The sequence below is a fragment of the Kribbella sp. genome (genome assembly GCF_035687465.1).
Classification (GTDB): domain Bacteria; phylum Actinomycetota; class Actinomycetes; order Propionibacteriales; family Kribbellaceae; genus Kribbella.
The window spans coordinates 1-10,962 of the sequence record NZ_DASRXP010000556.1; the positions used below are offsets into that span (position 1 = coordinate 1).

The following is a 10,962-nucleotide window of genomic DNA, read 5'->3' on the forward strand; positions in this document are numbered from 1 at the left end:
GAAGTACTCCGCCAGCGCGGCCGGATCGGTGGGCACCGGCGAGGACGGATGGCGCGCGGCCAGCTCGGCCACGATTCGCGGCGAGGCGGATCCGACGTGGTGGACATGCAGCTCGGCCTTCGGCAGACCGGTGAGGAATTCGCGCGACAAGGTCATGGCCGGGATCCTATGCAGCATCCCGGTCGGCCTGCCCGGTTCCTGACAGTCAATTGTCAGAGATGCTCTCGGGTGGCCCAAGTGGAGCGGTTGACCAGGGGAGTGGCACGATTCACTGCGTGAGCGAGCGTTTTGATTTCACCGGCGACGAGTTGGTGCATGCCTACCGGGCGGCCGTCGATGCCATCGAGGCCGGTGATCTGGTCGTGCTGCCGACGGACACGGTGTACGGAATCGCCGCGGACGCCTTCAAGGCGGACGCGGTGCAACGGCTGCTGGATGCCAAGGGCCGCGGCCGGGACATGCCACCGCCGGTGCTGATCTCGGTGGTCGAGTCGCTCGACGCGCTCGCTACGGACATCCCAGAGGCGGGGCGCAAGCTCTGCGAGGAGTTCTGGCCCGGGCCGCTGACGGTGATCTGCCACGCACAGACCTCGTTGATGTGGGACCTCGGTGACACCCAGGGGACCGTCGCGCTGCGGGTGCCGGATCACGAGAACACCCGTGAACTGCTGTCCCGTACCGGACCCCTCGCGGTCAGTTCGGCCAACCGCAGCGGCCAGCCCGCGGCTCTCGACGTGTACGACGCCGAGGCGCAACTCCAGGACTCAGTCGCGGTCTACCTCGACGGCGGCACCTCCACCGGCGGCGAGCCGTCCACGATCGTCGACCTCACCGGCGACGTGCCTCATGTCGTTCGCATCGGCGCTCTGTCCCTCAACGACCTCCGCAAGATCGTCCCCGAGGTCACCAGCGACTTCGATGTCGCTGAACCTGTGCAGGACGACGAGCCAACCGATGAGGTCGCCGCGGCGTCCAACGACAGTGACGAAGACAAGGCGACCGATGTGAGGCCTGCGGACTAGTGAGGGAGTATCTGCTGGTCCTGTTCGTGGCCATGGCCACGACCTTCCTGCTGACCGGCGTGGCCCGGCAGATCGCGTTGCGCTACGGCGCGGTCGCGAAGGTGCGCTCCCGCGACGTCCACAAGGTCCCGATCCCGTACTTCGGCGGCATCTCGATCCTCGGCGGCCTGATCGCCGGATTCGCCGTCGCCTCCAGCCTGCCGTTCCTCGGTGACAGCCTGCAGGTCGCCCACGACGCCCGCGCGATCCTGATCGGCGGCGTGGTGATCTGCGCCGTCGGCGTGGTCGACGACCTGTACGAACTGGACGCGATCACCAAACTGGCCGGTCAGGTCCTGGCCGTCGGCGTGCTGGTCATCCAGGGCATCCAGCTGTACTGGGTGCCGCTGCCCGGCGGCATCCTCTCGCCGCCGGCCGCACAACTGGCCGTGGTGACCGCGGGCATCCTGCTCGTCTCCACCAACGCGGTGAACTTCGTCGACGGCCTGGACGGTCTCGCCGCCGGCGTCACCGCGATCGGTGCCACCGCGTTCTTCACCTACTCGTACCTGTTGAACGTCGAGCAGAACCTCGACCGTGCGACCACCTCGACCCTGATCACGGTCGCGCTGGCCGGCGCCTGTCTGGGCTTCCTGCCGCACAACTTCTTCCCCGCAAGGGTGTTCATGGGGGATTCCGGCTCACTGCTGATCGGGTTGATGCTGGCCGCGTCCACCATCAGCCTGACCGGGCAGATGGACCCGAACGCGGTCCCGTACGAGGTGGGTGGCTCGAGTCTGTTGCCGGCCCTGCTCCCGCTGATCCTGCCGATCGCGGTACTGGCGATCCCGGCGCTCGACCTGACGCTGGCCTACATCCGGCGTACGAAGGCCGGCCGCTCGCCGTTCGCGGCGGACAAGTTGCACCTGCATCACCGGCTCATGCAACGCGGTCACTCGCATCGTCGCGCGGTGCTGCTGATGTACCTCTGGACCGCCCTGATCGCCTTCGGAGTGGTCGTCCTCGGCCTGCTGCTGTCCTGGTGGACCGTGCTCCTGGTACTCGCCGTCACCGTCGCCGCGGTCCTGCTCACCACCGGACTTCCGCACCGTACGGCCAAGCCGCTGGCCAAGGTCTGACGCACCGCGATCCAGGCGGACCGGCACCAGACCAGTACGGCTCCTGGCCTACCGATAAGGTGTTCGTGTACAGCGGCAGGGTGCTCGTTCTGCTGACCGTTTTGCTGACCCAGCAGACTTTGTGCTAGTTTTCACAAGCACCAGCAAAGAACAGCTTCACCCCTGACCCCGCCCACCCGACGACCGAGGGCAAAATCCCGGTCGCCAGCAGGACGGAACACCCGATGGCTTCCTTAGGTAGTCGCGAAAAAGTCGCCGGCCAGGCAACCAGGCACCCGGCATTGGTCATGCTGCGCGGCGCGCTGCTCGCAGCGATGGTTGTCGGCGTGAACACCGCCGCGATCGCTACCGTGGCTGCCGGGCTCGAGGGCCTGTGGGGTGCGTTGCTGGGTCTGCTGATGGTGATCGTCTTCTCCGGCGCCGGGCTGTTCGCGCTGCACCTGTCCCGCCGCGCCACCCCGACCATGCAACTGGCGGTCGCGATGGCCTCCTACACCGGCCGGATCGCGATTTTCGGTGGTCTGCTGGCCGTCGCCCTGAGCTCCGAGAGCCTGGCCGAGAACGTCAACCTGACCGCGCTGGGGATCAGCGCGATGGTGGTCGTGATGGGCTGGATGGCCGGCGAGATCTGGGCCTGGACGCACCTGCGGATCCCGATCTACGACCTCGACAACGAGGTGACGGCGTGACCACGATCCGTAGTGGGCGGCAGTGTCCGGATACCGATGTGACCAGGCATGTTGCCGACTGGTACCTTTCGGGTGCCAATGAGCCATCAATCAGATCCACCGCCGCCGCCGAGCAACTCGGCAGACGGCTGGAGGGTCTTGTCCTACTTGATCGGCGGAATCGTCGTCTACGGCGGTATCGGATTCGGGTTGGATCGCTGGCTTGGCACCCCGTTCTTCCTTCCGGTGGGCATCGTCCTCGGTGCCGGGCTCACCATCCTGCTTTTGCACTTCCGGTACGGGCGTACCTGAGCCCTGCCGGGTCTGACGTTGTTGACCGCCTTGCCCTGAGCCGCCCTGCCCCTAGCCCCATGGCGAACGACTTGAGCACGACGCGAGAGGAGACCCGGTGATCGCCGGCGTTTCGACCGAGTTCATTCCACCCGGTCCTGAGGACTTCAACCTGCCGCCCATCTGGGCGAGCATCCCCTGGTTGACCAAGCCGGTGCTGGTGGCCACCCTGTCGGTGATCATCATCGTCTGGTTCTTCTGGGGAGCGTCGCGCAAGTCCGCGATCGTGCCGAGCAAGCTGCAGTTCGCCGGTGAGCTCGGGTACAACTTCGTCCGGAACTCGATCGCCCGGGATGCGATCGGCAGCCAGGAGCACATGAAGTACGTGCCGTACCTGTGCGGCCTGTTCTTCTTCATCCTGCTGAACAACGTGGCCGCCTCGGTGCCGCTGATCCAGTTCCCGACCTTCAGCCATATCGGCTGGGCCTACGCCGCGGCTGTGATGAGCTGGCTGATCTTCAACACTGTCGGAATTCGCAAGCACGGCTTCGGGGGTTACCTGAAGCTGCAGACGATGCCGGCCGGCGTACCGGCGTGGCTGATGCCGTTGATGATCCCGATCGAGTTCATCTCGAACATCCTGGTCCGGCCGGTCTCGCTGAGCCTGCGGCTGTTCGCCAACATGTTCGCCGGCCACATCCTGATCCTGGTGTTCGTGCTGGGCGGCGAGTACATGCTCTTCGAGACCGGCAACATCGCGCTCGGCGGTGTCGGTGTCATCACCTTCCTGGTGGCGATCCCGATCGCCGGTCTGGAGCTGTTCGTGCAGTGCATCCAGGCCTACATCTTCGTCGTGCTGACCGCGCAGTACATCGGCAGCGCCATCGCCGACGAACACTGATCCGCACCACCCAACAGACCCGTAGCAAACGGAACCCCGGATAGCTCCCTATCCGTACCGAAAGGAAGCACCGCACATGAGCAACATCGCTCTCGCTCTCGAAGGCAACATCGCCGTCCTCGGCTACGGCCTTGCCGCGATCGGCCCGGGTGTCGGCGTCGGCCTGATCTTCGCCGCGGTCATCAACGGCACCGCGCGTCAGCCCGAGGCACAGAGCCGGCTGCAGTCGATCGCGTGGATCGGCTTCGGTGTCACCGAGGTGCTGGCGATCATCGGTATCGCGCTCGCCTTCGTCTTCCGCTGATCGCACCCTCTCCCCGACTGACAGGATTCAGACATGTTGACGATGCTGGTACCGCTTAGCGAGGCAGCTGGCGAGGAGGCGGGCCCTAGCCCGTTGATGCCGCACACCGCGGAGATCATCTTCGCGTTCGTCTTCCTGATCCTGCTGGCCGTCGCCTTCGCCAAGATCGTCGTGCCGCGGTTCGAAAAGGCTTACGCGGACCGCACGCAGGCGATCGAGGGCGGGATGAACGAGGCCAAGCAGGCCCAGGCAGAGGCGAAGGCGGCGCTGGACAAGTACAACGCGCAGCTGGCCGAGGCCCGGCAGGAGGCCGCCCGGATCCGGGAGGACGCGCGTGAGCAGGGTGCGCAGATCATCGCGGAGCTGCGCGAGCAGGCCGGCGTCGAGGCCGACCGGATCGTGACGCACGCCCGCACCCAGATCGAAGCCGAGCGGGCCCAGGCCGTCGCCTCGCTGCGCAGTGAGGTGGGCACGATGGCCACCTCGCTGGCGGGTCGTATCGTCGGTGAGTCGCTCGAGGACGAGGCGCGCCAGCGCCGGACCGTCGAGCGCTTCCTGGCGGACCTGGAGTCGTCGGAGTCGGCCCGGCAGGCTGTCGGAACGGACGGCTGATGCGCGGCACATCGAGGGAGTCACTTGCCCGGGTCCATGAGGCCCTGGCGGGTGTCACCGTCACCGAAGGCCTTGGCGACGAGCTGTTCTCGATCGCCAAGCTGCTCGACAGCAACGGCACGCTCCGGCGGGCCCTGACCGACCCGGCCCGCCCCGTGCCGAGCCGGACCGGACTGGTCGAGCAACTGTTCAGCGGGAAGATCTCGGCCCCGGCGCTGGAGATCCTCACCGTCGCGGTCAGCGGTCGCTGGGTCAGCAGCCGGGACCTGGCCAACGCGCTGGACGACCTGAGCGTCGAGGCCGACGTGGCCTACGCCGACGGTCAGAGCAAGCTGGACGAGCTCGAGGACGAACTGTTCCGGCTCGACCGGGTGGTCGCGGGGGAGCGGGAGCTGAGCGGCAAGCTGAGCGACCGCAACATCCCGCTCGGACTACGCCAGGAACTGATCCGTGGTCTGCTGGAAGGCAAGGCGGATCCGGCTACCGTGCGGCTCGCCGAGCGGGCCGTCGACGGTCGTGGCCAGCACTTCGCGACCGCGATGCGGTCCTACCAGGTCGCCGCGGCGGCCCGGCGCAGTGCCAGCATCGCAACCGTCCGGGTGGCGGTCGACCTGACCGAGGGCGAACGTTCCAGGCTCGCCGAGGCGCTCGGCCGGCAGTACGGTCGAAAGATCCAGCTGAACGTGATCGTGGACCCTGCCGTCGTCGGCGGTGTCCGGGTGAACATCGGTGACGAAGTGATCGACGGAACCATCGCGGCCCGGCTCGACGAGGCGCAACGGCGCATCGCGGGCTGACCCCACAACACTTTTAGCCATCACTTAGGCAAGAAAGCAGGGACGGAAGATATGGCGGAGCTCACGATCAGGCCGGAGGAAATCCGGGACGCCCTGGATCGCTTCGTCTCCAGCTACGAACCGGAGACGGCGACCCGCGAAGAGGTCGGCACCGTAATCGACGCAGGTGACGGCATCGCGCACATCGAGGGCCTGCCCTCGGCGATGGCCAGCGAGCTGCTGGAGTTCGAGGACGGCAGCAAGGGCCTCGTCCTGAACCTCGACGTCCGTGACATCGGCGTCGCTGTCCTCGGTGAGTTCGACGGCATCGACGAAGGCCAGCAGGTCCGCCGGACCGGCGAGGTGCTGTCCGTGCCGGTCGGCGACGGCTACCTCGGTCGCGTCGTCGACCCGCTGGGCAAGCCGATCGACGGCCTGGGCGAGATCAAGGATCTCGACGGCCACCGTGCCCTGGAGCTGCAGGCGGCCGGCGTGATGGACCGCCAGGAGGTCCGCGAGCCGCTGCAGACCGGCATCAAGGCGATCGACGCGATGATCCCGATCGGTCGCGGCCAGCGGCAGCTGATCATCGGCGACCGCAAGACCGGCAAGACCGCGATCGCCGTCGACACGATCATCAACCAGAAGGACAACTGGGCGTCCGGCGACCCGAAGAAGCAGGTCCGCTGCATCTACGTGGCGATCGGCCAGAAGGGCTCGACGATCGCCTCGGTGCGCGGTGCGCTCGAAGAGGCCGGCGCGATGGAGTACACCACCATCGTCGCCTCCCCGGCGTCCGACCCGGCAGGCTACAAGTACGTCGCGCCGTACACCGGCTCGGCCATCGGCCAGCACTGGATGTACCAGGGCAAGCATGTGCTGATCGTGTTCGACGACCTGACCAAGCAGGCCGAGGCCTACCGGGCGATGTCGTTGCTGCTGCGCCGCCCGCCGGGCCGTGAGGCCTACCCGGGTGACGTCTTCTACCTGCACAGCCGGCTGCTCGAGCGTTGCGCGAAGCTGTCCGACGAGCTGGGCGGCGGCTCGATGACCGGTCTGCCGATCATCGAGACCAAGGCCAACGATGTGTCGGCCTTCATCCCGACCAACGTCATCTCGATCACCGACGGGCAGATCTTCCTGCAGTCCGACCTGTTCAACGCCAACATCCGGCCGGCCATCGACGTCGGTGTCTCGGTCTCCCGGGTCGGCGGCGCCGCGCAGGTCAAGGGCATGAAGAACGTGTCCGGCTCGCTGAAGATCGACCTGGCGCAGTTCCGCGCGATGGAGGCGTTCGCGATGTTCGCCTCCGACCTGGATGCCACCTCCCGCCGGCAGCTGGATCGCGGTCAGCGTCTGGTGGAACTGCTCCGCCAGCCGCAGTACTCGCCGTACCCGATCGAGGAGCAGATCGTCTCGGTCTGGGCCGGTACGTCGGGCAAGTTCGACGACGTCCCGGTGAACGACGTGCTGCGGTTCGAGCGCGAGTTCCTGGACTACCTGAAGCACGACGGCAAGGTGCTCGACGCGATCCGGGAGACCGGCAAGTTCGACGACGACAACGCCCAGGCCATCGACACCGCCCTGGACGAGTTCAAGCCGACCTTCCAGACCTCCGACGGCCAACTGCTGGCCGGCAAGGAGGAGGCCGAGGCGATGGACTCCGAGGACGTCGCGCAGGAGCAGATCGTCCGGCAGAAGCGGGGCTGATCAACCCATGCCAGCCAGTCTGCGGGAGCTTCGCGAGCGCCGGGCCTCGGTCTCGACGATCAAGAAGCTCACCCGCGCGATGGAGCTCATCGCGGCGTCCCGGATCGTCAAGGCGCAGCAACGTGCCCAGGCGGCCGGTCCGTACGCGCGTGAGCTCACCCGTGCCGTGTCGGCGGTGGCCACGTTCTCGAACGTCGACAACCCGCTGACCACCGAGAAACCGAATCCGAAGCGCGCCGCGGTCCTGTTGATCACCTCGGACCGCGGCCAGGCCGGTGCCTACTCCTCGTCGGTCATCCGCGAGGGTGAGCGGCTGAACCAGTTGCTGCACGACGACGGCAAAGAGGTCGTTCCGTTCCTGAGCGGCCGCAAGGGGATCGCCTACTACACCTTCCGGCAGCGCGAGGTCGCGCAGTCGTGGAGCGGTGACTCCGACGCCCCGTCGTTCGCCCGGGCGCGGGAGATCGCCGATGCCCTGATCGAGGCCTTCCTGAAGCCGGTCGAGGAAGGCGGCGTGGACGAGATCCACATCGTCTTCACCCGGTTCGTGTCGATGCTGATCCAGCGCCCGGACGTGATCCGGCTGCTGCCGCTGGAGGTCGTCGAGGGCGAGGAGCCACCGGCGGACGACGAAGTACTGCCGCTGTACGAGTTCGAGCCCTCCGCCGAGGAGGTTTTGGACGGACTGCTGCCGAAGTACGTCGCCAGCCGGATCCACTACTGCATGCTGCAGGCGGCCGCTTCCGAGCTGGCCAGCCGGCAGCGGGCGATGAAGTCCGCTACAGACAACGCGCAGGACCTGATCGAGCGACTGACGCGTGAGGCCAACCAGGCGCGTCAGGCCCAAATTACCCAAGAAATCAGCGAGATCGTCGGTGGCGCGGGTGCGCTCGCCGACGCCTCCGCCGGGAGCGAGTGAGAGAGATGACTGCCACGGTTACCGAGAAGAACAACGAGGCGGGCGCCCCGGGCGTCGGCCGCGTCGCCCGGGTGATCGGCCCGGTCGTCGACATCGAGTTCCCCGCGGACGCGATGCCCGACATGTACAACGCGCTCGAGGTGGACATCACCCTGGGCGACAACACTCAGACGATCACCCTCGAGGTCGCGCTGCACGTCGGCGACAACATCGTCCGGGCGATCTCGATGAAGCCCACCGACGGCATGGTCCGCGGCTCCGAGGTGCGTGACACCGGCGCGGCCATCTCCGTGCCGGTCGGCGACGTCACCAAGGGCCGGGTCTGGTCCGTGACCGGGCAGTGCCTGAGCCAGGACGAGTCCGAGTTCGAGATCACCGAGCGCTGGCCGATCCACCGCAAGGCGCCGCCCTTCGACCAGCTCGAGTCCAAGACCGAGATGCTGGAGACCGGCATCAAGGTGCTGGACCTGCTCACCCCGTACGTGCAGGGCGGCAAGATCGGCCTGTTCGGCGGTGCGGGTGTCGGCAAGACCGTGATGATCCAGGAGATGATCTACCGGATCGCGCACAACTTCGGTGGCACCTCGGTGTTCGCCGGGGTCGGTGAGCGCACCCGTGAGGGCAACGACCTGATCCACGAGATGGAAGAGGCCGGCGTCTTCAAGGACACCGCGCTGGTCTTCGGTCAGATGGACGAGCCGCCGGGCACCCGGCTGCGGGTCGCGCTGTCGGCGCTGACGATGGCGGAGTACTTCCGCGACGTCGCGGGGCAGGACGTGCTGCTCTTCATCGACAACATCTTCCGGTTCACCCAGGCCGGGTCCGAGGTCTCCACGCTGCTCGGCCGGATGCCGTCCGCGGTGGGGTACCAGCCGAACCTGGCCGACGAGATGGGCGTGCTGCAGGAGCGGATCACCTCGACCCGGGGTCACTCGATCACCTCGATGCAGGCGATCTACGTCCCCGCCGACGACTACACCGACCCGGCGCCGGCCACCACGTTCGCGCACCTGGACGCGACCACCGAGCTGTCGCGTGACATCGCGTCGCGTGGTCTGTACCCGGCCGTCGACCCGCTGAGCTCCACCTCGCGGATCCTCGACCCGCAGTACATCGGCCAGGAGCACTACGACGTGGCCGTCCGGGTGAAGCAGATCCTGCAGAAGAACAAGGAACTGCAGGACATCATCGCCATCCTGGGTGTCGACGAGCTGTCCGAGGAGGACAAGATCGTCGTCGCGCGGGCGCGCCGGATCGAGCAGTTCCTGTCGCAGAACACCTATATGGCGGAGAAGTTCACCAACATCCCCGGCTCCACTGTGCCGCTGAAGGAAACCATCGAGTCCTTCAAGAAGATCACCGAGGGCGAGACGGACCACATCGCCGAGCAGGCGTTCTTCAACACCGGCAGCCTCGAAGACGTCGAGCGCAAGTGGGCTGAGCTGCAGAAGGAAAACTGATGGCCGATGAAGCTGCGAAGCACCTCGAGGTAGCCCTCGTCGCGGCGGAGCGGACGGTCTGGCAGGGGCAGGCGAAGATCGTCATCGCCCGCACCACCGACGGCGACGTCGGCATCCTGCCGGGCCACGCCCCGCTGCTCGGCCTGCTGCAGGGCGGTAGTGTCCAGGTGCGGACCGTCGACGACGAGTACTTCGTCGCGGCCGCGCCGGACGGCTTCATCTCGGTGGCGAACGACCGGGTCTCGATCCTGGCCGAGAACGCCGAGATGGGTCACGACATCGATCTGGAGGAGGCCAAGCGCGATCTCGAGCGTGCCCAGGCCGCCGGGACCGATTCGGAAGGCGAGCACGAGGAGCACGTCCGGACCGCCGAGGCAAGAGTGAGGGCCGCCGAACAGGCGACCTGAACCGACCTGTAATAATTGAAAAGAGTACGTTTTAGCAGGGCAGTCACAGTCAGTACGGTTCGGGGAAGGTGTCGCTCAGTCGACGGCACCAGGAATGAGGTCGGCAAAATATGAGGACAGCCCTCGATGTGGTCGGGGTCTGTTTCCTTGCTGCCGTACTGCTGATCATCGCTTTCGCGTGCCGTCGTCGCTGGTTGTCCAGGGACGGCGGCACGTTCGATTGCAGCCTCCAACTGGCCCAGAAGGACCACGGCCGCGGCTGGGCGCTCGGCCTGGCCCGGTACGTCGGTGACGACCTCCAGTGGTTCCGCGTGTTCAGCCTGGCCTGGTGGCCGAAGCTGACCGTCAACCGCCGCCAGTTGCGAGGGGTCACCACCCGCCGCCCGATGGGCAACGAGCCCCTGGTCACCTACGCCGGTCACGTCATCGTGGACGCCGAACTGACCGACCGCACGGTCCACTTCGCGATGACCGAGGAAGCCCTCACCGGCGTCCTCGCCTGGATGGAGTCCGCCCCACCCAGCACCCAGACCTACCTCTGACACCCCGCTCTTGCGGTGAGTGTCTAGGGTCGGTGTATGGCGATCTTGCTGGAGTTGGATCTGACCCGGGGTGTGGTGGAGACGCCGCCCGCGTCGCCGGTGGCGGCGTTCAGGATGCGGCACCTCCCTACGCTGCGTGAGCTCGTGGCCGGCTTGCAGCGGGCTGCCGAGGATGACGCTGTCGTTGGCCTGGTCGCCCATCTCGGTGGGCCTGCCCTGTCGTTGAGTCAGG

The 10,962-nt window shown here is 66.9% G+C and carries 13 protein-coding genes and 2 pseudogenes; 14 read left to right on the top strand and 1 reads right to left on the bottom strand.

The window, feature by feature from the left end; genetic code table 11:
- Positions 1 to 177 (bottom strand): annotated as a pseudogene (locus VFG33_RS29615) (hypothetical protein); the annotation flags it as partial.
- Between the two features lie 98 nt (positions 178 to 275).
- Here VFG33_RS29615 and VFG33_RS29620 point away from each other — a divergent pair.
- The 14 genes and pseudogenes from VFG33_RS29620 to VFG33_RS29685 all read left to right on the top strand — a co-directional run.
- On the top strand, positions 276 to 1,022 hold the full coding sequence (locus VFG33_RS29620; RefSeq protein WP_325056276.1) for an L-threonylcarbamoyladenylate synthase: 747 nt from the start codon (positions 276 to 278) through the stop codon (positions 1,020 to 1,022).
- Positions 1,022 to 2,140 (top strand): glycosyltransferase family 4 protein, encoded by a 1,119-nt coding sequence (locus VFG33_RS29625; RefSeq protein ID WP_325056277.1) that lies wholly within the window; start codon positions 1,022 to 1,024, stop codon positions 2,138 to 2,140. The genes VFG33_RS29620 and VFG33_RS29625 overlap by 1 nt, the downstream gene beginning before the upstream one ends.
- 224 nt (positions 2,141 to 2,364) lie before the next feature.
- Complete coding sequence (locus VFG33_RS29630; protein WP_325056278.1) at positions 2,365 to 2,829, top strand: Cg1360 family ATP-synthase-associated protein; 465 nt, start codon at positions 2,365 to 2,367, stop codon at positions 2,827 to 2,829.
- A 138-nt stretch (positions 2,830 to 2,967) separates the two neighbouring features.
- On the top strand, positions 2,968 to 3,120 hold the full coding sequence (locus tag VFG33_RS29635; protein ID WP_325056279.1) for a hypothetical protein: 153 nt from the start codon (positions 2,968 to 2,970) through the stop codon (positions 3,118 to 3,120).
- Between the two features lie 97 nt (positions 3,121 to 3,217).
- Positions 3,218 to 4,000: a F0F1 ATP synthase subunit A gene (gene atpB, locus VFG33_RS29640; RefSeq protein ID WP_325056280.1), complete on the top strand. Its 783-nt coding sequence runs from the start codon at positions 3,218 to 3,220 to the stop codon at positions 3,998 to 4,000.
- A gap of 76 nt (positions 4,001 to 4,076) precedes the next feature.
- Positions 4,077 to 4,304: an ATP synthase F0 subunit C gene (gene atpE / locus VFG33_RS29645; protein WP_325056281.1), complete on the top strand. Its 228-nt coding sequence runs from the start codon at positions 4,077 to 4,079 to the stop codon at positions 4,302 to 4,304.
- 33 nt (positions 4,305 to 4,337) lie between these two features.
- A complete protein-coding gene (locus VFG33_RS29650) occupies positions 4,338 to 4,916 on the top strand; it encodes a F0F1 ATP synthase subunit B (RefSeq protein WP_325056282.1) in 579 nt (192 codons plus the stop codon).
- Positions 4,916 to 5,713, top strand: coding sequence for a F0F1 ATP synthase subunit delta (locus tag VFG33_RS29655; RefSeq protein WP_325056283.1), 798 nt, complete (start codon positions 4,916 to 4,918; stop codon positions 5,711 to 5,713). The genes VFG33_RS29650 and VFG33_RS29655 overlap by 1 nt, the downstream gene beginning before the upstream one ends.
- Before the next feature lie 51 nt (positions 5,714 to 5,764).
- Positions 5,765 to 7,402 (top strand): F0F1 ATP synthase subunit alpha, encoded by a 1,638-nt coding sequence (atpA, locus tag VFG33_RS29660; RefSeq protein WP_325056284.1) that lies wholly within the window; start codon positions 5,765 to 5,767, stop codon positions 7,400 to 7,402.
- Between the two features lie 7 nt (positions 7,403 to 7,409).
- Positions 7,410 to 8,321: a F0F1 ATP synthase subunit gamma gene (locus tag VFG33_RS29665; RefSeq protein ID WP_325056285.1), complete on the top strand. Its 912-nt coding sequence runs from the start codon at positions 7,410 to 7,412 to the stop codon at positions 8,319 to 8,321.
- A gap of 5 nt (positions 8,322 to 8,326) precedes the next feature.
- Positions 8,327 to 9,781 carry a F0F1 ATP synthase subunit beta gene (gene atpD / locus VFG33_RS29670; RefSeq protein WP_325056286.1) on the top strand — a complete coding sequence of 485 codons (1,455 nt, stop codon included), beginning with the start codon at positions 8,327 to 8,329 and terminating at the stop codon, positions 9,779 to 9,781.
- Positions 9,781 to 10,188 (top strand): F0F1 ATP synthase subunit epsilon, encoded by a 408-nt coding sequence (locus VFG33_RS29675; RefSeq protein WP_325056287.1) that lies wholly within the window; start codon positions 9,781 to 9,783, stop codon positions 10,186 to 10,188. The genes atpD and VFG33_RS29675 overlap by 1 nt, the downstream gene beginning before the upstream one ends.
- 110 nt (positions 10,189 to 10,298) lie before the next feature.
- Positions 10,299 to 10,730 carry a DUF2550 domain-containing protein gene (locus tag VFG33_RS29680; RefSeq protein ID WP_325056288.1) on the top strand — a complete coding sequence of 144 codons (432 nt, stop codon included), beginning with the start codon at positions 10,299 to 10,301 and terminating at the stop codon, positions 10,728 to 10,730.
- 36 nt (positions 10,731 to 10,766) lie between these two features.
- A pseudogene (locus tag VFG33_RS29685) lies at positions 10,767 to 10,962 on the top strand (signal peptide peptidase SppA); the annotation flags it as partial.